Source organism: Corynebacterium lipophilum (genome assembly GCF_024102595.1).
GTDB lineage: Bacteria > Actinomycetota > Actinomycetes > Mycobacteriales > Mycobacteriaceae > Corynebacterium > Corynebacterium pseudogenitalium.
Window position 1 is genome coordinate 1 of the sequence record NZ_JAEUWV010000024.1, and the last position, 25,688, is coordinate 25,688.

The 25,688-nt window shown below is 59.4% G+C and carries 29 protein-coding genes and 1 rRNA gene; 16 read left to right on the forward strand and 14 right to left on the reverse strand.

Features of this window, described 5'->3' with window-relative positions:
* Positions 1 to 266: 266 nt before the first annotated feature.
* The 7 genes from JMN37_RS10345 (at position 267) to JMN37_RS10375 (ending at position 7,437) form a co-directional block, all read left to right on the forward strand.
* On the forward strand, positions 267 to 1,970 hold the full coding sequence (locus JMN37_RS10345) for a carbamoyltransferase C-terminal domain-containing protein (RefSeq protein WP_252932084.1): 1,704 nt from the start codon (positions 267 to 269) through the stop codon (positions 1,968 to 1,970).
* A gap of 229 nt (positions 1,971 to 2,199) precedes the next feature.
* Entirely contained in the window at positions 2,200 to 3,117 is a 918-nt protein-coding gene (locus tag JMN37_RS10350) for an amino acid--tRNA ligase-related protein (RefSeq protein ID WP_252932086.1), read from the forward strand.
* A 118-nt stretch (positions 3,118 to 3,235) separates the two neighbouring features.
* A complete protein-coding gene (locus JMN37_RS10355) occupies positions 3,236 to 4,363 on the forward strand; it encodes an ATP-grasp domain-containing protein (RefSeq protein ID WP_252932088.1) in 1,128 nt (375 codons plus the stop codon).
* Between the two features lie 9 nt (positions 4,364 to 4,372).
* Positions 4,373 to 4,885: a dCTP deaminase gene (gene dcd, locus JMN37_RS10360; protein ID WP_252932090.1), complete on the forward strand. Its 513-nt coding sequence runs from the start codon at positions 4,373 to 4,375 to the stop codon at positions 4,883 to 4,885.
* Positions 4,848 to 5,402 carry a dCTP deaminase gene (locus tag JMN37_RS10365; RefSeq protein WP_252932092.1) on the forward strand — a complete coding sequence of 185 codons (555 nt, stop codon included), beginning with the start codon at positions 4,848 to 4,850 and terminating at the stop codon, positions 5,400 to 5,402. Before dcd ends, JMN37_RS10365 begins: the two co-directional genes overlap by 38 nt.
* Positions 5,399 to 6,577 carry an MFS transporter gene (locus tag JMN37_RS10370; RefSeq protein WP_269010984.1) on the forward strand — a complete coding sequence of 393 codons (1,179 nt, stop codon included), beginning with the start codon at positions 5,399 to 5,401 and terminating at the stop codon, positions 6,575 to 6,577. Before JMN37_RS10365 ends, JMN37_RS10370 begins: the two co-directional genes overlap by 4 nt.
* Positions 6,578 to 6,627: 50 nt before the next feature.
* Positions 6,628 to 7,437, forward strand: coding sequence for a class I SAM-dependent methyltransferase (locus JMN37_RS10375; RefSeq protein ID WP_252932096.1), 810 nt, complete (start codon positions 6,628 to 6,630; stop codon positions 7,435 to 7,437).
* A gap of 21 nt (positions 7,438 to 7,458) precedes the next feature.
* Here JMN37_RS10375 and pheA read toward each other — a convergent pair whose 3' ends face one another.
* Positions 7,459 to 8,349, reverse strand: coding sequence for a prephenate dehydratase (pheA, locus tag JMN37_RS10380; protein WP_252932099.1), 891 nt, complete (start codon positions 8,347 to 8,349; stop codon positions 7,459 to 7,461).
* Positions 8,350 to 8,367: 18 nt separating this feature from the next.
* Here pheA and JMN37_RS10385 point away from each other — a divergent pair, with 18 nt between their 5' ends.
* On the forward strand, positions 8,368 to 9,063 hold the full coding sequence (locus tag JMN37_RS10385) for a CPBP family intramembrane glutamic endopeptidase (protein WP_252932101.1): 696 nt from the start codon (positions 8,368 to 8,370) through the stop codon (positions 9,061 to 9,063).
* Positions 9,060 to 10,319, forward strand: a complete 1,260-nt coding sequence (locus JMN37_RS10390; RefSeq protein WP_252932103.1) for an LCP family protein — start codon at positions 9,060 to 9,062, stop codon at positions 10,317 to 10,319. Before JMN37_RS10385 ends, JMN37_RS10390 begins: the two co-directional genes overlap by 4 nt.
* 40 nt (positions 10,320 to 10,359) lie before the next feature.
* Here JMN37_RS10390 and JMN37_RS10395 read toward each other — a convergent pair whose 3' ends face one another.
* The 3 genes from JMN37_RS10395 to msrA are packed head-to-tail and all read right to left on the reverse strand — an operon-like array spanning position 10,360 to position 12,655.
* Positions 10,360 to 11,265: a DUF5926 family protein gene (locus tag JMN37_RS10395; RefSeq protein ID WP_252932104.1), complete on the reverse strand. Its 906-nt coding sequence runs from the start codon at positions 11,263 to 11,265 to the stop codon at positions 10,360 to 10,362.
* Positions 11,266 to 11,285: 20 nt separating this feature from the next.
* Positions 11,286 to 12,014, reverse strand: a complete 729-nt coding sequence (locus JMN37_RS10400) for a glycerophosphodiester phosphodiesterase family protein (RefSeq protein ID WP_252932106.1) — start codon at positions 12,012 to 12,014, stop codon at positions 11,286 to 11,288.
* Positions 12,014 to 12,655: a peptide-methionine (S)-S-oxide reductase MsrA gene (gene msrA / locus JMN37_RS10405; protein ID WP_252932108.1), complete on the reverse strand. Its 642-nt coding sequence runs from the start codon at positions 12,653 to 12,655 to the stop codon at positions 12,014 to 12,016. Before msrA ends, JMN37_RS10400 begins: the two co-directional genes overlap by 1 nt.
* 84 nt (positions 12,656 to 12,739) lie before the next feature.
* Between msrA and JMN37_RS10410 the strand changes: the two genes are divergently transcribed.
* Both JMN37_RS10410 and JMN37_RS10415 read left to right on the forward strand, forming a co-directional pair.
* The gene (locus JMN37_RS10410; protein WP_070361750.1) at positions 12,740 to 13,342 is read left to right on the forward strand and encodes a superoxide dismutase; all 603 of its coding nucleotides are present in this window, start codon (positions 12,740 to 12,742) and stop codon (positions 13,340 to 13,342) included.
* Between the two features lie 521 nt (positions 13,343 to 13,863).
* Positions 13,864 to 15,039: an MFS transporter gene (locus JMN37_RS10415; protein ID WP_252932111.1), complete on the forward strand. Its 1,176-nt coding sequence runs from the start codon at positions 13,864 to 13,866 to the stop codon at positions 15,037 to 15,039.
* 23 nt (positions 15,040 to 15,062) lie between these two features.
* Here the strand turns inward: JMN37_RS10415 and JMN37_RS10420 are convergent, their stop codons facing one another.
* Positions 15,063 to 16,541 carry a TM0106 family RecB-like putative nuclease gene (locus JMN37_RS10420; protein ID WP_252932113.1) on the reverse strand — a complete coding sequence of 493 codons (1,479 nt, stop codon included), beginning with the start codon at positions 16,539 to 16,541 and terminating at the stop codon, positions 15,063 to 15,065.
* An 86-nt stretch (positions 16,542 to 16,627) separates the two neighbouring features.
* On the opposite strand from JMN37_RS10420, the gene JMN37_RS10425 reads away from it, so the two are divergent.
* Both JMN37_RS10425 and JMN37_RS10430 read left to right on the forward strand, forming a co-directional pair.
* Positions 16,628 to 17,257 carry a DUF6474 family protein gene (locus JMN37_RS10425; RefSeq protein WP_070361747.1) on the forward strand — a complete coding sequence of 210 codons (630 nt, stop codon included), beginning with the start codon at positions 16,628 to 16,630 and terminating at the stop codon, positions 17,255 to 17,257.
* 93 nt (positions 17,258 to 17,350) lie between these two features.
* The gene (locus tag JMN37_RS10430; RefSeq protein ID WP_252932114.1) at positions 17,351 to 17,671 is read left to right on the forward strand and encodes a histone-like nucleoid-structuring protein Lsr2; all 321 of its coding nucleotides are present in this window, start codon (positions 17,351 to 17,353) and stop codon (positions 17,669 to 17,671) included.
* Here JMN37_RS10430 and JMN37_RS10435 read toward each other — a convergent pair.
* Positions 17,668 to 18,306 (reverse strand): LuxR C-terminal-related transcriptional regulator, encoded by a 639-nt coding sequence (locus tag JMN37_RS10435; protein WP_070361745.1) that lies wholly within the window; start codon positions 18,304 to 18,306, stop codon positions 17,668 to 17,670. The genes JMN37_RS10430 and JMN37_RS10435 overlap by 4 nt on opposite strands.
* Positions 18,303 to 19,565 carry a sensor histidine kinase gene (locus tag JMN37_RS10440; RefSeq protein ID WP_252932116.1) on the reverse strand — a complete coding sequence of 421 codons (1,263 nt, stop codon included), beginning with the start codon at positions 19,563 to 19,565 and terminating at the stop codon, positions 18,303 to 18,305. Before JMN37_RS10440 ends, JMN37_RS10435 begins: the two co-directional genes overlap by 4 nt.
* Here JMN37_RS10440 and JMN37_RS10445 point away from each other — a divergent pair.
* The gene (locus JMN37_RS10445) at positions 19,564 to 20,124 is read left to right on the forward strand and encodes a DUF2020 domain-containing protein (RefSeq protein WP_252932118.1); all 561 of its coding nucleotides are present in this window, start codon (positions 19,564 to 19,566) and stop codon (positions 20,122 to 20,124) included. The genes JMN37_RS10440 and JMN37_RS10445 overlap by 2 nt on opposite strands.
* A 14-nt stretch (positions 20,125 to 20,138) precedes the next feature.
* Here the strand turns inward: JMN37_RS10445 and JMN37_RS10450 are convergent, their stop codons facing one another.
* Together JMN37_RS10450 and JMN37_RS10455 are read right to left on the reverse strand one after the other, a co-directional pair.
* Positions 20,139 to 20,291, reverse strand: coding sequence for a hypothetical protein (locus JMN37_RS10450; RefSeq protein ID WP_168156155.1), 153 nt, complete (start codon positions 20,289 to 20,291; stop codon positions 20,139 to 20,141).
* A 3-nt stretch (positions 20,292 to 20,294) separates the two neighbouring features.
* The gene (locus JMN37_RS10455) at positions 20,295 to 21,086 is read right to left on the reverse strand and encodes a class E sortase (RefSeq protein WP_252932120.1); all 792 of its coding nucleotides are present in this window, start codon (positions 21,084 to 21,086) and stop codon (positions 20,295 to 20,297) included.
* Between the two features lie 16 nt (positions 21,087 to 21,102).
* Between JMN37_RS10455 and yidC the strand changes: the two genes are divergently transcribed.
* Complete coding sequence (gene yidC / locus JMN37_RS10460) at positions 21,103 to 22,209, forward strand: membrane protein insertase YidC (protein WP_252932122.1); 1,107 nt, start codon at positions 21,103 to 21,105, stop codon at positions 22,207 to 22,209.
* Here yidC and JMN37_RS10465 read toward each other — a convergent pair.
* The 4 genes from JMN37_RS10465 to JMN37_RS10480 all read right to left on the reverse strand — a co-directional run bounded on the left by JMN37_RS10465 (position 22,172) and on the right by JMN37_RS10480 (position 24,473).
* On the reverse strand, positions 22,172 to 22,804 hold the full coding sequence (locus JMN37_RS10465) for a TetR/AcrR family transcriptional regulator (protein ID WP_070975662.1): 633 nt from the start codon (positions 22,802 to 22,804) through the stop codon (positions 22,172 to 22,174). The genes yidC and JMN37_RS10465 overlap by 38 nt on opposite strands.
* A gap of 140 nt (positions 22,805 to 22,944) precedes the next feature.
* Positions 22,945 to 23,214, reverse strand: coding sequence for a GlsB/YeaQ/YmgE family stress response membrane protein (locus JMN37_RS10470; protein ID WP_070361740.1), 270 nt, complete (start codon positions 23,212 to 23,214; stop codon positions 22,945 to 22,947).
* A 142-nt stretch (positions 23,215 to 23,356) separates the two neighbouring features.
* Entirely contained in the window at positions 23,357 to 24,250 is an 894-nt protein-coding gene (locus JMN37_RS10475; RefSeq protein WP_070361739.1) for a universal stress protein, read from the reverse strand.
* A gap of 76 nt (positions 24,251 to 24,326) precedes the next feature.
* On the reverse strand, positions 24,327 to 24,473 hold the full coding sequence (locus tag JMN37_RS10480) for a hypothetical protein (RefSeq protein WP_168156154.1): 147 nt from the start codon (positions 24,471 to 24,473) through the stop codon (positions 24,327 to 24,329).
* 22 nt (positions 24,474 to 24,495) lie between these two features.
* Between JMN37_RS10480 and JMN37_RS10485 the strand changes: the two genes are divergently transcribed.
* Positions 24,496 to 25,473 carry a pseudouridine synthase gene (locus JMN37_RS10485; protein WP_071573865.1) on the forward strand — a complete coding sequence of 326 codons (978 nt, stop codon included), beginning with the start codon at positions 24,496 to 24,498 and terminating at the stop codon, positions 25,471 to 25,473.
* A 125-nt stretch (positions 25,474 to 25,598) separates the two neighbouring features.
* On the opposite strand, the gene rrf is transcribed toward JMN37_RS10485, so the two are convergent.
* Positions 25,599 to 25,688 (reverse strand): 5S ribosomal RNA (gene rrf, locus JMN37_RS10490); the annotation flags it as partial.

Sequence of the window (25,688 nt, forward strand, 5' to 3'; positions counted from 1 at the left end):
CCGACGGCATTCTTGGTGCAAGTATTTGACTCCTTGCGAGTACGAATCTCGTTGCGCGTAGCGATACGCTAGAGTTGAACCCATTATTTGACCACCCCATGGTGTCTACTTTTCAGGGGTCGGCCCCTTCATTGTTGTGCATTGACTTCCGTCAATGCCTGTAGCACCAGTGGATAGTGGCGAAGCTTCCCAGCTTCCTTCCTTGTATCGAGGAGTACGCGAGACACTGTGTGGTTGTTCTTTGGTCAAACCAGTTTGGGGGAAAGATGGCTGTTGTAGTCGGTATTAATTTGTCGCATGATCCAAAGTCATACCTGCCCACTGCAGATGGCGGGGTAGCTATAGCTATTGATGGTGTAGTTCATTATGCGTGTGCCGAAGAGCGCATTAGTCGATCGAAATACGATGGCGGTTTTAGCTCGAGTCTGCAAGTTGGGTTACAAACACTCGGGTTGGCCCAGCAGGAAATTGACTTAGTCGGGATCGTTGCATTTGGGCAAGATGTCGACAAAACCCTGCCCTGCAATTTGATCGATGAGGTACGCGCTGAGGTTGGGCCTCACCCCCAACTTGCATATTGCCATTCCCACCACGAGGGTCATGCTTGGTCTTCCATCGGCCAACTCGGAGTTAAGGACGCGTTGATAGCAGTCCTTGATCACACTGGTAGTATTATTGATTCTGATTCAATAGGACTGAATGGGGCTCGAGCAGAACAGACCTCTTACTATCTCTGGCGAAACGAAAAGTTAGTACTTGTTGCGCGGGATCATGATGGCCCTGACGAGGTCGGTTACGGCAGGATGTACAGCAAGGTTACACGATATGTTGGTTTTGATAGCTACCATGATGCCGGCAAGCTGATGGGGCTATCTTCTTTCGGGAATGCTAGCCGTATTGGAGATATCCCGCATGCCTATTATTGCTCCCGGGGAGCATCGGAAGTGACATCGATCACGGACGATTTATATAGCGCCGATGGCTTGAAAGATTTATCGCAGTGGCTGGGTGACAATGGTGCCAAACTTTCTTACCAGCATCCGTGGCAGAGGGGAAACATAACGGCGGAAGGCGCGGATCTGGCCTCCTGGTGTCAACATAGTTTGGAGACGTCAGTGCTAAGGCGAATTCAGCCGTTGGTCGAGAGGTATTGCCCTGGTGAAGTGGTCATTTGCGGAGGTGTTGCGCTCAACTCGGTACTAAATGGAGTGTTGTCTCGTGAGCTGCCGGTTGAAGTAAGAATTCCAAATTCTCCTGGCGACGCTGGGCTAGCCTTGGGCGCGTTGCAATTTGCTGAATGGACTTCTCAGAAGCGGTATGTGCAGGGGAGTACGACGTACACTGGACCGAGCTACTCGGCCATTGCGGTCGAACAGGCGCTCGCGTTGCTGGATCCTAACGTTTATGAAGTTACGAAGCTTGACAACCCGATAAGTGCTGCTGCATCCGCTTTAGCGCAAGGGCTAGTAGTCGGTTGGTTTCGTGGGCGCAGTGAGTTTGGTCCGCGGGCATTAGGGAATCGCAGTATTCTTTGCGCCGCATCGCATCCCTGGATACGTGAGAAAGTCAACGGGTTTGTAAAAAAGAGAGAATGGTTTCGGCCGTTTGCGCCTGCAGTGTTATCGGATCTAGCTGCGGACTATTTTGAAATAGATTCCAATGGAAGTTCGAACATGATGAAGGCAGTGCGCGTTCGAGAATTAGCAAAACAAGTTGTCCCTTCGATAGTGCACGTTGACGGAACAGCACGGATACAGACAGTCGCAATTGAAGATAACTCTGATTTTTACGAGCTGATTAGTGCGTATATGGCATTAACGGGAGTGCCAGTATTGATGAATACAAGCTTTAATGAAGGTGGAAGGCCTCTCGTCGAATCACCCACCGACGCAGTAACAGCATTTTTGAATTTTGGGTCCAGCATGGACAGACTCTACCTCGAGAATTATGAGGTTCGCCATGTTGACTAGGAAAGGAAGCACTTCACAAGAGGCGGATCTGGTTGGTGTTGTGATTCGTGCGGATCGGTTCTCAGCAGCATTTACTAGAATCCTATTACAGGTAGATGGACTCTACGTTTGGGCTGTTTGCCGTACTGGCCTACCCCTTGACTTGTCGCGAGTGACGAGGGGTGCATTGGTGCGGGTAGCTGGGCGGTGGCGAATGTTTAGAGGGCACTATGAAGTTGAGGTACGGGCCATGAATAGTGTTTCGCAAGCAGCGTTTTGGCCTGGTGGTAGATCCGGTCGATCTTTTGAGTTGCTTGGTCTTCGCTCGCTGGTAATTCAGGAAATGCATGCCATGTTCCGAGAATGGGGCTATGTGCCTGTTGACTCACCATCAATCGTTTCTGACTGGGCGTTAGGCGATACACAGCCCCTTGAGGTGCAGTTTTATGATCGAAAGGCATTTCTATCGATTAGTAACATGCTTTATCATCAAATGCTTGCGTCTAATGGATTTAATCGGTTTTACGAGATTGGTAAGTTGTTTCGGAAAGAAACACCCAGCACGACACGCAAGTTGGCTGAGTTTACTATTGTTGACATTTCGCAAGTTGGTGTTGGCATTGACGCTATCATGAGCGACTTCGAAGAATTGATCTGGAGGAGCGTGAGCGTTCTCGAGAGGCAGTCAAACTTGGCTCCAATAGTAGATGATATTGAGTTTGATACAGTTTCCTGGGATCAGCTGGTTGCGCACGCGGGAGGTAGCGGAGGCAAAGGCGCCCAACTCAATGCAAAATGCAGGCAGTTCCTGGAGGATAACTATCGTTCTTTTGTCTGGGTAGTGGGTTTTCCGGTAGAGAAACGCCCATTTTACACTAAGGCAAGTGACGGGGTGTCCCACGACTGCCAGTTATGGTATCGTGGAAGAAACTATCTAGTTGCGGGTAGCGAAGTTGAGACCGACCCGGACTTGCTGAAGAAGCGTATCGAATCGAAGAATTCAAAAACGGAGCGTTACGCCGAGTTTCTCGATGTTGCATCCGCAGGTATGCCGCTAATGAGCATGGCCGGCATGGGGATTGAGAGGTTCCTTTCGATGGTAATACAGGGGACGGTGGCAGCTGACCATGTAGCGCAGCCACGGTACCAGAATGGAAGAATTTTCTAATAGGGGGAGCATGATGATTGTCTGTTTGAAGTTTCCAGAGAACCTACTATGCCAGATTCTAGAATTGGAATCTGAAGTCGTGCTCGTTCGCGATGCGTACGATATATTAAACGAACCGATGTCTGACAGCACTCGAACTCGGCTATGCGCTGTTTATGAAGTTGAAAGTGTCGATTCAATTGAAGAACTTTCTGGCGTTTTCGTCGACCTCGAATTAAAGTATCCCAAAGCTGTCCGTGCAGTTCTTTCAGGCGCAGAGTATGGGATGTATGGTGCGGCTTATCTAAGAACCGTACTAGGGATTGATCCTCGTGAACCAGATTTAGCTATTTCTGTACGTGATAAGCGTTGGATGAAAAAAGCCTTCGTGGATGCAAGTATCCCGTGCGCTCAGATCATTTCTAATTATAAACCGGGTGACTCGGTGCCTGAGGGAATGTTTCCGGTTGTTGCGAAACCAGTGGCAGGCACAGGGTCCTTCAACACTGCTGTCCTGCAGTCACAGGCTGAATTGGACGATTTCGTCGGTACTGAAAAACTGCATCCCGCACTGTCGTCGCATCAGTGGGCGGTTGAGCAGAAGCTATCTGGTGAAGAGTACCACGTTGATATGATTTGGCGTGATGGGGAGATCGTGTTTACGAGTGTTGGTCGCTATATGGTGCCGCGCTTAGCCGCATTGGAGTCCCCATCGAGAAATGGGTCAATCATTTTGTCACCCGATGTACATGCTGACCTTTACGAATCTTTCACTGATCTGATGGTTAAATTCGGACTGCAGAAGAAAATTGTGTCTGGTGTAACTCACGCAGAATTTTTCGCCACGCCCGACGGCAAAGTTTATATATCTGAAGTCGCGACGCGTTTCGCCGGAGGCGCGATTCCACAGGCAATTTATGCCGCATTCGAGGTTGACATCATTGATGCTTGGTTACGAGTCGAATTAGGGTTAGATCTTGAGGCTATGAGCGAACCGGCTGATTATCGGTTAGCTGGTTGGCTGGCTGTTTCCCCGACAGAAGATGGCGAGATATCTCATGTTCCATCAGAGGCTGCGTACCGCTCGGTTCCAGGCGTTACGGATGTGGTTGTTAAAGTGGCGCAGGGCGATTCATATCGGCATGATAATCCATCTAATTGGTGTGTTTTTCTGACTATCACCGCCCCAAATGAGCAGGCCTTTCTGGATTCTTGCGATGATGTATATTCCAGCTTGCCAATTCAAGTTCGACCTTTCACAACTTAAGGTGCTGTCATGATTCTCACCGGTGACGAAATTGCGCGAGAAGTTGCTCAAGGGCGAATCAGGATTTCAGATTTCAATCCTGCGCGACTATCAACTAACTCCTATGATCTTTCGCTGGGGTCAAGCTTATTAAAGTATGATGAAAATGTTTTGGACCCCTACACAGAGAACAAATACACGACTCTCCAAATCGCCCCTGATGGTTATCTAATGCAGAAGAACGAGTTTTTACTCGCAGAGAGTGCCGAGTTTGTTGGAAGTGATCACTATGTGCCAATTATCCATGCTAAATCTGGCACCGCACGTCTCGGATTATTTATACACGTTACTGCTGACCTAATCGATATTGGTAGTCACGGCAGGATTACTTTTCAGTTGTTTTCAACTCTTCCTTTGATATTGCGGTCGGGCTGGCGAGTAGCTCAAGTTTCTTTTTGGGTCCCTCGTGGTGCCATTAGCTTATACAAAGGCAAGTATCAGGGGAGTGACGGTCCCGTTGCGTCCCGAGCCTATTTGGGATAGAGAGATGATTTTAACGGGTAGTGAGATTGCCGCTGAACACTCAGCCGGCCGTATAACTTTGAATCCATATAATGCGGATCAACTCAATCCAAATAGCTACAATTACCGGCTTGGAAATACTCTCAAAGTGCCGCATGTCGGGCGGGGAAACAAAGTTGAGTTTGAAGATCAACCGCTGGGGGAAGAAGGCTTTGTACTGCAGCCACGGACTGTGTACCTGGGGGCCACATTTGAGCTTATCGGGAGTAACACATATGCAATGTCTTTAATTGGGCGTAGCAGTCTTGGGCGCCTCGGACTCTTCCTGCAAGTTTCTGCTGATCTCGGGCATACGGGGTCTGCACATCACTGGACATTGGAGCTTGTCGCTGTGAAGCCTCTTCGGATCTACCCTTATATGACGGTGGGGCAGGTTACATTTTGGTGTAATCGTGGCAAGATACCCAAAAATGCTAGCTTCTTTGCAAAACAGCATTTGCCTACTGAATCACAATTTCGTGCAGGTTGGTGTCAGTGATCCAATACAGGAAAAGATGTCTAGTTAAACTCCCTCAGCTAACCCCTTACTGGGCTGGACTGGTTTTCTCAGCAGCACGCCTAATACCCAGTAGTTTCTCTTTTGTTTATCTATTGAACCAGGGTCTGACCATCGCTGATGTGAGCAATGCTCGGCTCATACAGCTGCTCGCGTTGCTTATCCTTGAGATACCGTGTGGTGTCTTGGCCGATAGGTTTGGTCCGCGTTGGTCACTTCTGATGTCAGCGCTTGTATCTGCATTGTGGTTGGGCAGCATGACGGCGGTTAATAATTTCGTCTTCCTTGTCGTTGCTGAGCTGCTCAATGCAGTTTCTTTGTCATTGTTCAGTGGATCGTTCGAGGTGCTTTTGCGTGATACTCATCGTGCGAAGAATCCAATGGCGAGTTTCGGCAAGGCACAGGCATTGTGGATCGCTTTTAGCTCAATAGTTGGTGCGATCTTCGCATCCACAGTATCTCGTCATGCTGCCTGGCTTTTAGCCGCGGCAATACAAACCACGTTGTTCTTATTGCTTTGGCGAGACTTGAGGCATCTACGGGTTGTTTCTCCACCAACGTTTACTCACACCGCGAATATCGTCGATGTACTGACTTCGTGTCGCCGAGTTATCCGGCTGATACATATACGGGTTTGGACAAGTTTTATTGCTGCGACCCTGGTTTTTGACATTTCACTTCAGTTTTGGCAGCCGATTATGGTGATCCAAGGAGTGTCAGCCGAAAGTAATCTGGCGCTCGTGTTGATGTCCCTTGCTCTTATGGCTGCGATGTCGATGGGGAATGCTTTAGAGGAGATGACTGCCCGACATAGGATTATGTTGGGAGCTGTTTTGGTGACGTCATTGTCTCTGGCGGCTATGATCAGCACTTCGGGCGATATTCGCCTAGTCTTTTCGGTGCTTACAATATGCTTGTTAGTCGTAGTTTCATCGGCATTGCAAAGTCGTGCAACGTTTCAGATCGTGCAGGCTGTTCGAGGAGAGGCTGAGGTGACAGCGTTTAGCTTGATATCAGCACTTTCACGTGTGCTGTCGGGAGTTTGGATCGTAGCTGTGGGGGCTTTCCTATCAGCTGATTTAAGCGTTGCGATAGTAATGACGATATTGTTAGTCGCTTTAGTTTGTAGTCTTTTTGTCGAGAGAATTTTAGGATGACCCAAAAGACGGACAGGATGCTTGCTTGACACGGGGGGCGAGGCTGAATCATGGCGCAGAACTTGGACTACTGGGATGAACTAGCTGCTATCCATAGTCGTGGTGATCGATATCCGGTTAAGGAGGTGATTCGGGGAGAAACTACTCTAAGGACGGTTGAGCTAGACATTTTAGGGGCTGCTAGCGGTCAGCACCTGTTGCACTCGCATTGCCATATTGGTCTCGACTCTGTTTCCTTGGCGAGGCTTGGATTTCAAGTGATAGGAATCGATTATTCCGCAACCGCGATAAAACATGCACAGAATATTGCGAAAGCAGCTAGTGTTGCAAACTGTTCGTTTAAAGTCTCCAATAGTATAGATCCAGCTGTTCCTGCAATGCTTAATGCGTTCGATATTTACTATGCTTCTTACGGAGTATTGGTATGGGTTCCAGATGTCGACGTATGGTTCAAAAGTGCGAGTAGCTACTTGAAGCCCGGGGGAACGCTAATTCTAATTGACGAGCACCCGTTTGCAGCGACCTTAGACGGCGCCGTAGCTAGTAGCCTACCTCCAGTTTCTGCACCATACTGGCAGGACCTCGGGCCTTACTCGACACGAAATAACAAGTCATATTCCGGCGACCATGACTTACTAACCAATGACGTTCAAATTAAATGGCCACATTCGATTGGTGATATTTTAAATGCAGCCATTGATGCCGGATTTCGGATAGTGCGATTTAGTGAGTATCCATTTTCGCATTACCGCTCAGTACCGCAAATGAAGATCGGAAAGGACTCATATTACCATCACCCATATTGGGTCAAAAGCGTTCCTTTTCTTTTTGCACTTGAGCTAGTTAAGGCGGGGAGTTAGCCCCGTTTAGAACGGCCTCGGCTAACGCAATCCGTCCACCCAAGCCTGGGCCTCCGCCAGGCGTGGGTTGCCGCTGGGCCACGTGGCCTGCTGCGCGCACGGCCACGACCCCAAATACGTAATTTGCGAGGACCGCAGGTACACCGCCCGCAACGCTTCCGCCACAGCGGTGTCGTCGATGTGCCCCACGATGTCCACGTGGAAGGAGTACGTGTTCGGCTCCTTTCGTGTTGGGCGCGACTCAATACGGGAAAGGTGCACGCCCCGGAACGCGAATTCCTGCAACGCGGCCACTAGCGTGCCAGGCTCGTTCGGCGTCTGGAACACAATCGACGTCCTGTCGTTGCCCGTGCGCGGCGTCGGTGTCCCGGACGCCCCGACTAACACAAACCGCGTCCGCGCCGTGGACAAGTCCGCCACGCCTCGCGCGTGCACTTTGAGCCCGAGCAGCTCCGCCGCGCGCTCCGGGGCCGCGGCCACGTCCGCCTCACCCTCGGCAACAAGCTGCGCCGCCGCACCATTCGAGGTCGCCGGGTGGAACGTCGCGTTCGGGGCATGCTCGGCCATCCACCGCTTCACCTGCTGGTAGGCCACGGGGTGGGTGGCGAAGCGGGTGGCGTCGACAAGCGAGGCGCCAGGCCGCGTCATGATGGCGAAGGCGATCTCCAGCTCGGTCTCCCCGTAGATCTGCACACCGGGCGCCTCCGCCAGCGCATCCGTGGTTGCGGTGACCGCGCCGTCCACCGAGTTCTCCACCGCAACCACCGCGTAGTCCGCGCGCCCGGCGCGGACCTCGTTGAGGGCCTCCGCCGGGGAATCCACAGGCACTAGGTGCGGGTCCGGCAGGTCGAAGTTCCAGACGGCCTGCTCCGTGAACGTTCCCGCCGGGCCGAGGTACGCAATCGTTGTCATGGGGCTACTGTAGCCTGCATGCACACTCGGTACCGCGTTGAAGTTCTCCTCGTGCTGGCTGTTACTTTCGGCGCCAGCGGGCTGCGCGCCGCGCTGCGCCTGGTGGACTCGCTCCTGCAGGCGCCCCTCAATGAGCAATCGACGACGCTCTACTCCCAAGCGAGCTCCATCGGTTGGCTCGACGTGGCGCTCCAGGCGGTCTCGGCGCTGTCGCTCATCGGGTGGGGTGGGCTGGCGTGGTACCTGCTGGGCACCGCGTGGGTTGCGCCGAAGTGGCGCGACTGGCTGCGTGGCGCCGGGTTCGCGGCCCTTATCGGCATCCCGGGGCTAGCGCTCTACATCGGGGCGGTGCACTTCGGCTGGTCTAAGGTGGTCATCCCCACCACCGAGGCCGTCCAGATCCCCACCTCACTCCTGTGGGCGTTTGCCAACGGGTTCGCCGAAGAAGTCGTGGTGGTGATGTACCTGTGCACCCGGCTGCGGCAGATGCGCTGGTCGGTGCCCGCCACGATCGCCGCCTCCGCGATTCTGCGCGGCTCCTACCACCTCTACCAGGGGATTTCCGCGGGGTTCGGCAACATCGCTATGGGTGTGATCTTCGCTTACTACTACCACCGCACCGGCAAAGTCTGGCCACTCATCCTCGCCCACTTCCTTATCGACGCCGTCGCTTTTCTCGCCTACCCCCTCCTGCCGTCTACACTGTTGCCATGAATACGCCGCATTCCAACGATCCCCGGGATAACCTCGAGGACTTCGTGCTTGGCAAGGACGGCCAACCGCTCGTAGACCGCTACGGACGCCCCATCCGGAAACGCCGCCCGCAGCGGGAACAGCAACGGCCCACCGCCTGGCAGGAGCGGCCAACCGCCCGGCCGGAGCAGCGCGAGCCGCAGGAAACCCGGCAGTACCAGCCCCGCGAGTACGAACCACGCGAATACCGGCCGCGCCAGTATCCGCCGCAACAGCGTCCCGTACAGCACAGGCCGCCACAGCCACGCCCAGAACGCGAACCAGTCCCTATGCAGGTCACGCAGCGGCCGCAGCGTCCGCAACGACAACGCCCACAGCGGAGACGGCGTCGTAAAGGTGGCTGCGGCCGTCTGCTCGCGGCTCTCCTCGTGGTGCTGCTTGCCCTCACCTTCCTTGTCGACGCCCGACTCTCCCGCGTCGACGCCCTACCCGCCGATCGCATCGCGAACACCTCGGGCACGAACTGGCTGCTCGTCGGATCCGACTCGCGCACGGGCCTGAGTGAGGAAGATGCGGCGCGCCTCGGCACCGGCGGTGATTTGGGCACCACCCGCACCGACACGATCATGCTGCTGCACCTGCCGCTGTTCGGGAAGGCGACGCTGGTATCCATCCCGCGCGACTCCTACGTGGCCGTGCCCGGCTACGGTCAGGAGAAAATCAACGCGGCATTTGCCTACGGTGGCCCGCAGCTGCTCGTCCAGACCGTTGAGCAAGCCACCGGCCTGCGCGTGGACCGCTACGCGGAAATCGGGATGGGTGGGCTGGCCAACATCGTCGATGCCGCCGGCGGCGTTGAAATCTGCGTGTCGGAGCCCATCCAGGACCCGCTAGCCAACCTGTTCGTCGAGCCCGGCTGCCAGAAGATGGACGGCGCGACCGGCCTTGGATACGTGCGCACCCGCGCCACCGCCCAGGGCGACCTGGACCGCGTCGGGCGCCAGCGCGAGTTCCTCGGCGCCCTGACCAGCCGCATCCTCTCCCCCGGCGTGCTGCTCAACCCCTTCCGGGCGCTGCCACTGCTGTGGACCGCCCCGGCCATGTTCACCGTGGGCAGCAAAGACCACGTATGGAACCTGGCCCGCATCGGGTTGGCGTTCAGCATGGGACTGAACACGGAAACCATCCCGGTGGGCGGGTTTATGGACGCGGAAGTCGGCAACGTGATCCTCTGGGACGAGGTCGCCGCCGAACAGCTCTTCTCGTCCCTCAGGTAGGCCCCCGAAAAGCCCCCCGAGGAGCCCGGTCGCCCTCTGTTTAAATGGTGACCTGGCGGGACTTGATGTTGTCCAGCTGCTTACGCTCGTCGGCGCTGAGCTGGGCGTCGTTCGCGTATTCCGCCTCGATAGCCTTGTTCAGCGCCACCAACGCGTCCGCGTAGGATTCCGGCTCAACGGCTGGGTCCAGGTCCCACACCGGGACCACGACGCCGTGGGTGCGGAACGCGCCCGCGAACTTCGTGCCTTCACCGAGGTTGAGCTCGCCGCGAGCCGCGATGCGCGCCAGCGCCGAAAGCATCTGGTTCTCGTTGTCCTCGGTGCGCACCCAGCGGATGTGGGCCTTACCGCCGCCCGGGTTAACCCACCACACGGCACCCGGCGCGTCCGCCTTGACCTCGACGGACGGGATGACGGCGTCGTTCGCGGCCGCCATCGCCTGCTGGATCTGCGGCGGGATCTGCGCGTCCTCCGGGAACCACCAGGAGAAGTCGTCGTAGGAGGTGACGTCCAAGGCGGCGTCGGCCGGGAAGATATCCTTCAGGGCCGGCTGCTGGCCGTCGGCCGCGGTGGACTGGAGCTGCTCGCCCTCCTTCGCGCTAAGTACCCAGTTCAGGGCGTACGCAAGATCGCGGCCCGGGTTCTGGGAGTGCGCAGCAACCTGCAGCGCGACCAGGCGCTCGCCGCCCTCGCGCACCATCGCCGCGACGGCGCCTGGCAGCACCGTCACCAGCTGCACCGGGGTGTCCTTCACAGTTACCTGCGCGGTTGCGGACGGCACGAACTCCTGCAGCGCCACCAACTCGGCCTCGGCGGCCAGGCCCTCGAACGGGCGTGGGTCCTTCTGCAGCGCCTCGCGCTCAGCGGCGCGGGCAGCGAGTTTCGCCTGGCGGCGACTCATTCCCTCTGGGAGATTCTCTTGCTTTCTACGGTTCTTTTTAGCCATAGACACACATCGTACAGGCGCTACAGCAGCCCCGCGTACGTCTGCAGCGCCAGCTGCGGGTGGTCCGTCGCAATCGCAGCGATGCCGTGTTCGGCACACCACCGCATATCCTTCGGTTCGTTGACCGTCCACACGTACGTCGGGCACCCATACTTACCGATCAGCTCCGGGCGCTGCCGCACATGCGTCAGCCCCGGCCCGATCCCGTACGGGCTCGACAGCATCACGCTCTTCGGGTTCCACTTCGCCTCACGCACCCTGAACAGGTAAAACGTGAGCAAATCGGGTGCCATCCGCGTGAAATACCGCACCGCCTTATGCGAGAAAGAAATGATCGCGACCTGTTCCGAATCCAGCATGCCCGCGTACGCGAGCGCCCGAAACGTCGCCTCGTCCACCTCGGGGCCGTAGCGCGTCGGGTGCTTCGTCTCTATATAGAGGTGCTTGTCCGGGTAGTCCTGCAACAGCTCGAGCAGCTCCTCGAGCAGCATCACCTGCTGCGGGCACTCGTCGGTGCCGCAGTTCAGCTCGCGCAGGTCGCAAGAATCCATCGTGGACACGCGCCCCATCCCGTCCGTGGTGCGGTCCACCAGTCCGTCATGGAACACCACGAGTCGCCCGTCGCGCGTCAGCCGCACGTCGCATTCCACGCCGTGAATCGGCAGCTTCAGGCCCGCCTCAAACGCCAGGTGCGTCGACTCCGGGTACATCGCCGAAAAGCCGCGATGCGCCACAATCTTCGGCAACATTAGATTCCACACTCCACGCCCGTCGAGTGGTGCGGGCAATACCCGTTCGGCACCTTGTGCAGGTATTGCTGGTGCTCATCCTCCGCCAAGTAATAATCGACGCCCCACCCCACCTCAGTCGTAATCGGGGCATAGCCAGCGTCGACAAGCTGCTCACCGTACTGCGCAACCCACCCCTTAATGTCCTGCGCCTCGTGCTCCGTGTCGGTGAAAAACGCCGAGCGGTACTGCGTCCCCACATCATTGCCCTGACGGAACCCCTGCGTCGGATCGTGCGCCTCAAGGGCAGCGCGCATCAACTCCTTCAACGAGATGCGCTCCGGGTCGTAGACCACCTCTACCAGCTCGACGTGGTTCGTCTGCCCACTGCACACCTCGCGGTACGTCGGGTTCGGCGTCGAACCCCCGCCATACCCAACCGACGTCGACTCCACCCCCTCCATCTGCCAAAACATCTTCTCAGCGCCCCAAAAACACCCAATGCCCACCAGCAAGCGGCGCTGGCCCTCGCGCCACGGGCCAGTAATCGGCGTCCCCAGCACAGCATGCGGGCGTGGCTGTGCCAACACCGGCTCATCACGACCCGGCAACGTGCGATCTTCAGGAACCAGCTTCGGCTCCGGTGCAAACAAGAAACCCATAAAAATTAGCGTACGCCATTGCGGGAATGTGATTCTTGTCTATTATGGGGCACGTCACCAACCCCCAAACGAAAGGAACTGACAATGGCTGTTTACGAACTTCCAGAGCTCCCATACGCATACGACGCACTCGAGCCACACATCTCGGCCGAGATTATGGAGCTGCACCACGACAAGCACCACGCCAACTACGTCGCTGGCGCAAACGCCGCACTCGAGGCCCTCGAGGCAGAGCGCAACGGCGACGCCAACCCGGACAAGCTGCGTGCACTGTCCAAGAACCTGGCATTTAACCTGGGTGGCCACACCAACCACTCCATCTTCTGGAAGAACATGGCGCCGAACGCAGGCGGCGCACCAACCGGCGCAATCGCTGAGGCAATCGACCGCGACTTCGGTTCCTTCGAGAAGTTCCAGGCACACTTCTCCGGCGTTGCAACCAGCCTGCACGGCTCCGGCTGGGCAGTCCTGGGTTACGACCACATCGCCGGCCGCCTCATCATCGAGCAGCTCACCGACCAGCAGGGCAACATCTCCGTTGACTTCACCCCACTGCTGATGCTCGACATGTGGGAGCACGCCTTCTACCTGCAGTACAAGAACGTCAAGGGCGATTACGTCAAGGCTTGGTGGAACGTTGTCAACTGGGACGACGTCAACGAGCGCTTCGCAGCGGCTTCCAAGTAAGTCGGTATAGACAACGCCATGTAATTCTGTTAGATTAAAGGCGCTCTCGCGAGGAGCGCTTTACATGGCCACCCGCCGTGTTTCATACAGGGGTATGAAACACGGCGGGTTTTATCTGTATTCACGACGAGTCCGTTGAAGGAACCAGGACCCACTAGGAATATTAGGGTAGGCTAACCTGTCACGCAAGAGGGGGTAGGGGGCGGGGTTAACCGGGCCTGTTCCCTGTTTCGGCGGTTCTGCGTTCCGGTCGACCTGCTCCGGTCGACCGATGCAGGTCACGGCGTTTTCGGTCATTTTGGTACGTTTTTGTCGATTTTGCGCTGACCAGGGTTGGTCGACCGAAAGAGGTCGACGGGAGCGGTTTTCGGGTGGCCGTCTCACGACCTGCGCACCACATTCCACCACGCACACAAACTGACCTGGGCTTTTACAAATCTGCCCGCCAAAAACCAGGAATGTGGTGCAGCAATCTAGAACGCTCCTTGAGGTCCCCGCCACAAAGTGCCAGGATATGCAGCATGAAGAAAGGGAGCCCGGAGTATCGTCGCGCAACGATTGCGATGCTGCTCGCCGGGCTCGGAATCTTTAACGCCCTCTACGCCACCCAGGCGCTACTCCCCACCCTGGCGGAGGCGTTCGACGCTTCCCCGTCCACGACGGCGCTGACGGTGTCGGCGGCGACGGGAGGGTTGGCGCTGTGTGTGGTGCCGGCGTCGATACTTTCGGAGAAGTATGGGCGCGGGCGCGTGCTGATCGTGTCAGCGCTGGTGGCAACGGGCATTGGCCTGTTGTTGCCGCTGGCGCAGTCGATGGAACAGCTGGTGCTACTGCGAGCCCTGCAAGGCATCGCGATTGCAGGCACCCCGGCCGTTGCGATGACCTGGCTCTCCGAGGAGCTCGACGCCAAGGACCTGCCCGGCGCGATGGGCTTGTACATCGCCGGCAATACGATCGGCGGGCTGACGGGTAGGTTGATCCCGACGGGTTTGCTGGCGGTCACGTCGTGGCGGTGGGCGCTCGCGGCCAGTTGCGCAACGGCGCTGGCGCTCGCGATCGCGACGGCGATTCTGCTGCCAGAGCAGCGTAACTTCACGCCGAAGCCGAAACTGCGGCCGGGCAACGAGTTCCGGGCGATGGTTCGGCACGCGAAAAACCCGCGGATTCTCGCGTTGTGTGCGACGGCGTTCATCGGGATGGGCGTGTTCGTCTCCCTGTACAACTACCTGGGGTTCCGCGCGATTGACTACTTTGGGTTGCCGCCGTCGCTGGTGGGCTTGGCGTTCCTGCTGTACTTGTCGGGGACGTGGTCGGCGTCGCGCGCGGGGGCACTGGTAGGCAAGTACGGTCGCGGTCACGTGGTGATTGGCGGGGCGTCACTGATGGTTGTGGGGCTGGTCCTGGCGGCAATACCGAACCTGGTAGCCCTGCTGGCCGGTCTGCTGGTGTTTACGGCCAGCTTCTTTGCAATGCACTCGACTGCCTCCGCGTGGGTCGGCATCATTGCGGAGCGCGACCGGGCTGAGGCGTCCAGCATGTACGTGTTCTGGTACTACATGGGATCCTCGCTGGTGGGAGCGGCGTCAGGCTGGGTGTACGAGCGCTTGCCGTGGGCCGGGTTCATGATGGTGCTGGCCTGCCTCGTGGTGGTGCTGGTGCTCATCACCGCGGCGGTCGCCCGCAACACCAGGCACTAAAGCACCAGGCGCTAACCCCAAACTCAAAGCAGCGGGATGCCGGGGGCGTCGGCGTCGAGAAATTCGCGGACGGCGCGGGTGGCGCGGCAGTCGTCCTCGTTGTACTGCAGCAGGGTCTGCTTCGCATCCTCGTCGCCCCGGATGGCGGCAAAGCGGCGGTCGATGGAGGCTTCGCCGTCCATGTCGTCGTCCTCCCAGTGGAAGCCGACGATGGGCCCGAGCACCTTGAGGCCCAGCCCGTCGGTGCCCACAAGGTGCCTGCGCACCGAGGCGAACACGTCGACCCACTCGTCGGAGGCGATGAACTCCTGGACTTCCTTGGCGTCGATGCTGGCGAAGCGCTGCGCGGACATGCGCAGCCAGTGGTTTTCGCCGGCGGCGGCGTAGCAGTAGGCGGCGAAGGTCTTGCCTTCCGCGTGGGCTTGGGCGCGCTGGTCGAGGAGCCAGCGCCAGAACGCACCGAAGTTGGCTTCCTCCGCGTCGCCGCCGACTTCCTCCCACGTCACGAACGGCCGGTAGCGCTCGCCGTCAAAGGTGCCCCACAGGTAGGCGCCTTGGTCCATGTAGGACTCCATGTCGATGTCGATCTCGACGTCCGCGCGGCGAATATCGATCGGCCCCGGTCTCCTGAGCAGGGGTATCCCGGCGCGCCAGGCTTCGGCGATGCGGGAAGGCTCGCCGAGCTGGGCGTCGATAAGATGTTGGACCGTCGTGATGCCCTGGGCGCGGAAGCGGTCACCCTTGCCGCCGGGCAGCACCAGCGAGATGTCGTCGCGCGCCTCGAGCTCAGGCAGGCACAGCGGCCAGAACCTGCAGGTGGCGCACTGTTTGTAGCGGGTTGGGTGCTCGGGCGTGGACTCGGCGAGCGCGAGCAGCAGCGGCGCGACATACTTTTCGACGTCCACTCCGTACGCCAGCGACCTATCCTGCCCAATGACGCCGCCGCGGCCCGCGGAGCGCTCCCCGAGCAGGAGGTGCGCCATGGCCAGCCGGTAGCCGTCGACGGTGTGGTGGCGGTACTTGCCCGCTACCCGCAGTGGTGCCCCCAGCCCAAGGCGCCCAACCGGCACGGCCTGCAGCGTCGAGGTCGGGTGCGTGCGCGCGACTCTGTGGTTCGAGATGATCACTGGCACGTACCCGTCGGCGGTGCGCACCAGGATGTCGACGTCCACCTCGACCGCCACCCCGGCGATGTCCCCATGGAGCGTCGCCCGCGTGATCAGGTGGGTGCCGCGGCGCATCAAGTCAAAGACGCCCTCGGTGGTGGCGTCCGCGGCGTCGGCGCGGGTGAAGAGGCGGCGCCGGCCGTCGCCAAGCGCTGGCTTGGTAGGCAGCCGCGCGAGTACCGCCTCCTGCACTGCGATGCGCTGCGGCAGGTGCGCCTCGGCCTCCTCGCGCGACGGGTAGTCCGGGAACTGGCACTTCCGGCGGAACCGAAAGCGGCACCCCACAAGATCCGACGGCCGCATGCGTGTGCCATCCTGCTGCTTCGACGTACTCACAATGGGCAATACTCTACTAGGCGCAGTGGAGAAACAGGTAAGGTTGGTGTCCAAACGAACGCTGAAGCGTAAAGGAGTTAACTCGCATGGGACTGTTCAAATCCATCCGGAAAGCACGCACGAAGGCCAAGGCTGAGATTAAGGCCGCGCAGGCGCACGCCCGCAAGCTTGCCAAGGAGGAGGCGAAGCAGGACTTCCGCACCGCAAAGCTGCTGGACAAGGCCGAGAAGCGCCTGCTGAAGGCAGAGAAGCAGGGCCTGAAGCAGAAGCGCAAGCACGAGGAGCGGCTAGCGAAGGCACATCTGCAGCGCATTGAGGAGTCCGGCATTACGAAGAAGAAAGCCAAGCAGTGGCTCGGCGCGACCCGTCTGCTCCTGCCGGTGCTGTTGCCGCTGTTCTACAAGGGCTGGACGTCCTACCAGCAGAAGCAGGTACAACAGCGCGCGCAGAGCGTCGGCCTGTCCTCCCAGGAGGTCTCGCGCTTTTCTGAGCGCGGCGGGCAGCTGAAGTCGCGCGTCGACGCCCTCGAGGGCCAGGTCAAGACCGCCGAGCTGCCGAAGGGCTTCGCCACCGACGCGAAGGTCCGCCTCGCGGAGCTGCAGACCGCGGTGGAAAACGCCGAGCACATGAACCCGGTACAGCAGCGCCTGGCTCACAACTCTATTGATGAAGACCTGCAGAAACTGTCCGCGGAAGTGCAGAAGAAACTTAATTAGTATTATCGGCCAAAGTATTTGCTAGACTTCCTCCAAACGCGAACACTACTCCCAAGTATCGCTCTTGGGAGTACCGGAGAAAGGACAGCCTTCATGGCCCGGCAAAATATCACCCAGTTTTTCGACGACCTGGACCACACGCCCCTGCACGAGGCGGATGTTCGCGTGATCCGCTTCGGGTTACAGGGGAAGAATCACGTGCTGGACCTCAAGCCGGAGAACGCAGAGCGCTTCCTGGCGCAGCTCAAGCCGTACGTCGAAGCAGCCAGGGAGGCGTGCGACGCGACCGATCGGGCCCTTGACCCCGCCGAGATCCGCCGTTGGGCGCAGACCGAAGGCCTGCCCATTGCCAACCGCGGCAAGATCCCCCTTGGCATCGTGGAAGCGTTCCACGAAGCCCACCCCTACTACTAGAGCACGCCCTGCTCGCGCGCCGACGCCACGGCGGAAGTACGGGAACGCACACCCAGCTTGTCGTAAATATGCACGAGGTGGGACTTCACGGTCGCCTCTGAAAGCATGAGCTCCGTGCCAATCTCCCTATTCGACGACCCCGCCGCCACCAACTGCAGCACCTCCAGCTCACGCGGCGTGAGCGAGGAGCGCGGAGTGCGGTCGCGCGTCTCGAGGCGCTCGCGCACCACCGGGGACATGGTGGCGTCGCCACGCGCGGTGGAGCGCACCGCGGCGACGAGCTCCTCCGGCGGGGCGTCCTTCAGCAGGTAGCCGACGGCTCCAGCCTCGATCGCGCCGAGGATGTCGGCGTCGGTGTCGTAGTTGGTCACCATCAGCACCTTCGGCGGGTTCGTCATCGAGGCGATGATCTGCGCGGTCGCCTGGGCACCCGTGGTCACGCGTGTACCTTCCACGCCTGCACCGAAGCGGAGGTCCATCAAAATGACGTCGATGCCACCGGCTTGCGCCATCGCGATCGCGCCCTCAGCTGTTGCAACTTCGCCGACGACCATAATGTCCTCGGCCTCCTCAAGCACAGCCCGAAGGCCCAGCCGGACGATCTCATGGTCATCTGCCAGCAACACACGAATCATGAAGTTTTCCTCTCCACGTGGTCAGTCTTTTGTTTGATACTAGTCGGTACCGCCACAGAAAGTGCGGTCGGCCCGCCGAGTTGGGACTCAATCTCCAGCTCACCGCCCAATTCCACGGCCCGTGAACGCATGGCATCCAACCCTAAATGGCCTAAGCCGGATGGCTTTTTGGCCTGGCTCGCCACGTCGAAACCCTTACCGTTGTCCACCACGTCGAGGCGGACCTCGTCATCCCCAAACGTCAGTGTGATGCGCATCCGGCTCGCCTCGGAGTGCTTCACCGCGTTCGACACCGCGCCCTGCGTGATGCGTAGCAGGCCCGCCTCGAGGCGCATCGGCAGCTGCTCAGGCTCGCCGTCAACCTCCACCTCGATGTCCATGTCGCCCGTCGTGCCGAAGTCTGTCGCGATGCGCCGCAGCGCCTCCTCCAGCGACGTCGTACTCAGCGGCGCAGGTGTCAGCGCCGCAATGATCGCACGGGTCTCCGCCAAGTTTCTCGACGCCGCCCTCCGCGCCGTCTCCATCCTCTTCAGCGGCGCCGCCAACTCTTCCTCCGAGAGATTCGTGGCCAACAGGTCACGCTCCGCCGCGTGCAGCAGCATCTGGATCGAGGACAGGTTCTGCGCCACCGTGTCGTGAATCTCGTGCGCGAGCCGCTCCCGCTCCTGCGCCACACCCGCTGCGCGTTCCGTGGTTGCTAGCTGCTCGCGAGTCTCCAACAGTTCGTTAATGAGCTCGGCACGCTCGTCACTGACCTTCGTAATCGTGGTGAAGGCGTAGTTGATCGCCAAGACCACCACTGCCGATAGCGCCGGCCCCAACACGCTGCCCAGCGTGATCTGGTCCGGCAGCTGCACCAGCACCGTGATCACAAGCCCAGCAGCAACCCCGGCAATACCTCGCCAGTCGTTAAACGCCCGCATATACACGAAGAACAGGATGAACACCCAGTACATCGCAACCACGGAGATCGTCGTGTCCAGCATCCACACGCCGGTCAGCCCCACGAGCCACAGCACGCGGCCCGGGGTAGCCCAGTAGTGCATCTCGGTCATCCCGTAAAACAGGAGGAAGGAAAACGTCGTCACCAAGGTGATGTGCAGCAGCGCCTCATCCAGCGACATCCGCGCCAGCGCCGCCAGCGACACCAACACCAGCGATACCGACAGCACCGTAATACCGATATCCAAGGAGCGGTTCACCGGCACCTCGGTGGTCTCTGCCGGGCCCGGCGACAACACAGCTAATCTGGAACCCATGCGTTTGAGAGTACCCACCCTTGCAGCAGTCACGGCATTGAGCGTCCTCGCCGGGTGCGCCGCCCCCGAGCCCGACCACGCGCCGGCGGGCGAAGGGGACGTCGAGAAGCAGGAGGCTGCCCTGCCGCTCGACGCCCTGCCTGCCACCGACCGCAACGCGTGGCAGCCCTGCCCCTACCTCGACACCGACTGGGTCGCCGACGCCAACGGGCAGCGCGTCACCGGCGTAGGTATCGACGCCCGCTTCGACCCCCCAGCCTGCCAGTTCTGGTCCTACCCGCCCGAGCCGCAACTCACCGTCATCGTGCGGCACATGGACAGCCCCGAAGACGCCATGGCCGTTGTCGACTGGGCCACCCCCATCGACTACACCGAACCTGCCAACCAGCCCGCGGGGTGGAACGGCGGACGCCACGGCGGCGGCGCTGTCCCGAACAGGATCGGGGCCGCCTACTCCGTAGCCAAGGGGAAGACGGCCGTGACCGTGTTCACCAACCAGGACGAGTCCATCAAGGCACAGCTCGTCGCCGAGGAGACTATCAAGAACCTGCAGCTCTAGGGCCCTTGCTGGCGCTACACAGCGACGTCGTTGTAGGGCATCTGTGCCGACACCCACGGAAACACGACTTCCATCAGTAGGAAGAACACGGCCACCGCGATCACGATCGCGAGCAGCCACTTCACCGGGGTAGGGCCCGGCAGCATCCGCCAAAGTGCTCCATACATTGTCTATTTCACCTCCGACATCGCCTGCGGCAGGGTCTGCTCGCCCGGCGTTTTCGCCAGTACCTCAGTCTGCACGGCGTGAATGATCATGCGCTCCGCGTTCGAGAACTGGGGGTGGCACGTGGTCAGCGTGATCATGCCCAGCATGTCCGGACGCACCTCAATGGAGGGCTGCTCCGGGATCGGGTTAATCACGTTCACGTCTCCCGGCAGCGTAATGTGCCTGCCCACCACGTTGCGGTACTCGCCCGTCGCGATCGGCTCGTTGATTTCGGCTGGCACGCAGCCCGCCGCCACGTCCCGGCGTTCCTGCGGGTCCAGCCCCATCGGCAGCACGCGGTACGTCACCCAGGAGTCCTGCGTTTCCACCACGATGGCGTCGCAGCTGTTCAGCGCCCCAAGGTCGTTGAACGGCGCACCCTTGCCTACGCGGTGCCCCGCGACCGCGAAGTTGCCCGGCTCGCCCGGCATCTGCGTGTCCGGGTAGCGCCCCGGCCCCACCAACAACTCGTTCTCGTCGGTGCCCTCGATGATGGCGAACTGGTAGTCCGACCCGAACGTTGGGATGTACATCCGCGCGAACGCGTCCCCAAGCTGCGGTGTGCGCAGCTGACGCGGGTTCTTCCACTGCTCCGACAGCGTATCCTGCGCCTCGTTCTGCATCTTGCCGGACGCGATATTGGTCCAATAGGACTCGTAAAATGCGAACAGCAACAACAACGCCCCGATGGTCAGCAGCACCTCGCCGAATACCTGGGAGGCGCGCACCTTGCGTCTGGGTTGTTGGTAAACCATGGCCTAACATTAGCGAATGATGGAAATCCTCGTCTATCCCGTATCCGCCGTGCTGCAGTTCTGGCACTGGCTGCTTGCCGACGTCTTCGGCGCCCCCGTCTCTGGCGCCTGGATCGCATCCATCATCCTGCTGGTCATCACAGTGCGCGGCGCCATCGCACCGTTTTCCTGGAAGACGTACAAGGTAGGCCGCACCAGCTACATGATGCGCCCGCACATGAAAGCCATCGCGGACCGCTACGGCAGCTCCACCGCACTCGAGGACATCGAGGCGGAACGCGAAGCCATCAAGAAACTCCGCAGCGAGCACGGCTACAACCCGCTCGCCGGCTGCGTTCCCGCCATGATCCAGCTGCCGTTCTTCTTCGGCCTCTACCGCTTGCTGTACTGGCTCGCCGTCCCCGACGTCGGCGACGCCCACCGGATCGGCCTGCTCACCCCAGACGAGATCGAAAGCTTCCGCAACACCACGCTTTTCGACGTCCCCCTCCCCGCCTACGTCTCCATGACACCAGAGCAGTTTGCCTCCCTCGGCACTACGGTCGACGCCGTTCGCAGCCTAGCCATCCCGATGCTCATCGCCGCCATCTGCTTCACCAGCATCAACCTGCTGCTCTCCCAGATCCGTAACCGCACCACCCTCGAGTGGGAAAACGCGTTCACCCGCGGCAGCTACCGGTTCCTGTACTGGATGATCCCCTTCATTGCGCTGTCCCTGACCACGGCGGGCCTGCTCGGCCTCGTACCGATCGCGCTACTGCTGTACTGGGTAGTCAACAACTTCTGGACCGCCTCACAGACCGTTCTGCTCTGGGCGTTGCTTGTAAAGCGTTTCCCCTCCGAGGAGATTCACCGCAACCATGTACGCGAGGCGCGCGAAGCGTACGTCGAAAAGAAGCGGGAGAAGCGCGAGCGCAAACGGGCCTGGCGCCGCAAGAAGGCTGGCGCGCTCGTGCGACCGACGACCATCCCAGCGGTTCGCCGCGACATCCGCGCAGAAAAATCCGCCCTAGCCGAGGCCAAGCGCGACGAGAAGCGCGCCAAAAAGGCCATCGAGAAAGAGCGGTCGAAAGTGCAGCGGGAGGCTAAATCGAATAGTCAGCAGGAGGAGTCCCAAGCGTAGCTTTCGCTAGCGTACGGGCAGTTTCCAACGGTGCGGTATCGCGCACAAAGCGGGCTCCAGCCAGGCCGCCGTCGAGGAAGATCAAAAGCTCATTCGTCTGCGAGGCCGAGTTGTAGCCGTTCTTCACGCTGAGCAGGTGCGTAATCGTGTCGTACATCCACTGGCGGTGCTTCTTACACGCCGCAACGATGCGTTCCTCCGACTCCGTGTCCGGGCGCGGATACTCGTTCGCCGCGTTCAGGAACGGCGAGCCACGGAATTCCCGGTCCGGCTCCTCCTCAATCGCCATGTCGAAGAACGCCAGCACCTTCCCATCCGCGTCGTAGACGTGCTCGGTGCGCTCCGCCCAACGCTGCCGGTATTCCTCGTCCAGCCGCTCAATGTACGCGATGACCAGGTTGTCTTTCGACCCAAGCAGAGAGTACAACGACGCTTTCGCGACGTCCGCCTCCCTCAAAATACGGTCAATACCGATGACGCGGATGCCTTCTTCTTGGAAGAGTTTCGTGGCGGCATCCAGCAGCCGCTGCCGGGGGCTGGGACGATTCCGCCTCCTGGAAGCACTCTTTGCCTTGCTGGTTGTACCGCTGCTCACGCGACTGCTCCTCCAAAATCTCTAGTAGACAAACCAGTACGTTCACCATACCGCGTACCGTAGTTTCTGAAAAGAAAAATACCGGCCGGGGGTGTGTCCCTCCGGCCGGTACATACATCACGCGCTTTTCGCGCTACTAGCTATTGGCGTTGTTTACCTTTCACAAAGTTGACGATGGTCAGCAGGATCACCGCACCAAGGATGCAGGTGAAGAAGCTAAACCAGAGCCCGCCATTGTCGACGTCCACTCCGAACTTCGCCAGCAACCAGCCGCCAATCAGGCCACCGATAATGCCGACAATAATATTCAGGCCGATGCCCATATCGGCGTCCTTGCCCTTAATCTTCGAAGCGATCCAGCCCGCAAGTCCACCGATAATAATCCAGCCGAAAAAGCCAAGTCCCAGCATGTGCACGTCTCCTTCTATAACGATCGTTTAATGTCTACTGACCATGGTGCCTCCCATTCGGGCATAATGCCACTACGATTCGGACACCAACGGGTAACGATCTGGAAACGGCACCGCTGGGACTTGGTTGCGTTCCGCGAGATTAGTCGTTCGGACGAACAACCATCATCGGGCACGGCGCGGACTGCAGCAGCGCACGCGACGTCGAGCCGAGCAGCATGCCCTTGAACCCGCCACGACCGTGGGAACCGGTGACCAGGAGCTGTGCGCCTTCAGCGGCCTCGGTAAGCGCGCGGACTGGACGGTCACGCGTAATCACCTTGCGGATCTGCACATCTGGGTACTTCGCGGCGGAGTCCTCCAGGTAGCCATTGAGGATCTCGTCCTTCTCCTCCTGCACAGCCTTCCAGTGCTCGTCCGTGACAGAGAACCCAGCGCCCGGCCCCTGCACCTGAGTATCGATCCACGTGTGCACCGCAATCAACTCCGCACCGCGAGCGTGCGCCTCCTCAAAGGCGACCTCCGTTGCGTGGCGGGAAACCTCAGAGCCATCAACGCCGACTACGACCGGGCCGTACTTATTCTCTTCGGTCACGTTGTTGTCCTCGCGGACCACCACAACCGGGCAGCTTGCGTGGGAGACAACCGCACCAGACACAGAGCCGAGGACCATCCCGGAAAGCCCGCCAAGGCCACGCGACCCCATCACGATCATGGTCGCGGTACGCGACATCTCAAGCAGCATGTCAATCGGGGATCCCTCCGCGATTGCGTGCCCAATCTTGATATCTGGGGCGACCTCAAGCGCGATGTCACGCGCTTCCTCGACCTTCTGGATGGTTTCCTTCTGCAGATCGTCGAACAGCTCCTTCGGCGGAACCATCCCTTCCGCGTACAGGAACTGCGGCATGGTGTAGCTTGCAGCCAGCTGCAGCGCGATGCCGCGCTTCGCGGCGGTGTTCGCCGCCCAGCGGACCGCGTTGTGGGAAGCCGGGCTTCCGTCCACAGCTACGACGACCATTTCTTCATTCGACATGTGTTTCGCCCTTTCTCAAGAAGGTAGGCAGTTTCTACCCCCATTGTAGACAAAACCCACATCGATATCGTGGCCCTTATTTGGGAATTTCCACGGGTTTCGCGCCCTCAGAGTTCGCAGGGAAGAACGTCTCATAGAGTGCTCGCAGCACGTCCGCGATCACCTTCCCGATACCTTCATTGAAGAACGCCAGTACTGGTTGCAACATCGCTCCAAGATCCATAGCGACTAATCTAGCAAAGAATATGAGTAGAAAACGAAGGAAGTCGCCCCCGCCACTGCCTCCGCGCGATGGCCTCGGCGCATCACGAGTCCGCGTCCCTGATGCCCCCATCGCCGCCGGTGACTTCCTCACCGAAGTCATCAAGGGGCAGCGCCACCGCCACCCCGATGACGACGCCGCAGCCGTCCTCCAGCGCTTCGCCGTCGGCGAGGTCGTCCTCCGCGACGGCACCCCGCTCTCTCCCAACGATATCTTGCAGCCAGGCACAGACGTCTTCTTTTATCGACGCCCCGCCCCCGAAACTCCCGTACCGTTCACTCATACCGTGATGTTCGAAGACGACAACGTCCTCGTCGTCAACAAACCGCCGTTCTTGGCGACGATGCCACGCGCCGCCCACATCACGGAGACCCTCACCGTCCGCCTTCGCCGCGAGACCGACAACGAGGAGCTCACACCGGCGCATCGCCTCGACCGCATGACGAGTGGATTGTTGCTACTGACGAAGCGCCGTGAAGTCCGCGGGGCGTACCAGGACATGTTCGCCCGCCGAGAAGTCCGCCGCCTGTATTCCGCGGTTGCTCCTTATGATCCTTCGCTACCTGCCGGACCTTGGCGGCATCACATCGTCAAAGAACACGGCGAAGTTGCTTCCAAGATTGTCCGCGGCGCGGAACCCAATTCAGAAACGATGTTCCTTGGCGCGTCCCGTTTGCCGTCAGAAGAGGAAACAGTGCTACAAGAACGCTACGGAGTGGAAGGACCGCTCGCGCGCTATTTCCTCGAACCGATCAGTGGACGCACGCACCAACTGAGAATCCAGATGTTGGACGCCGGGGTGCCCATCATCGGCGACTCTATCTACCCCGTCCCACATCCTTTTGGGGAGGACGACTTCACCAAACCAATGCTGTTGGAATGCATTTCCGTTGCCTTCACGGACCCCCTTTCCGGCAAGCTCGTCCACTTCACGACAGATCCTTCAGTGCGCTGGCCCTAACCCCTCCATGCGCACTCTCATCCCCGTTTGTTTGTTGTGGGGTGCACAAAAAAGAGTGTGGTGGGTACCACCACCCCCACAACGGGAATAATGGAACCCACCACACACAAGAAAATGAAGTTATAGGCCGGCGGTAACCTACTCTCCCACACCCTCCCAGGTGCAGTACCATCAGCGCGGGCGGGCTTAGCTAACCGGGTTCGGAAAGGGACCGG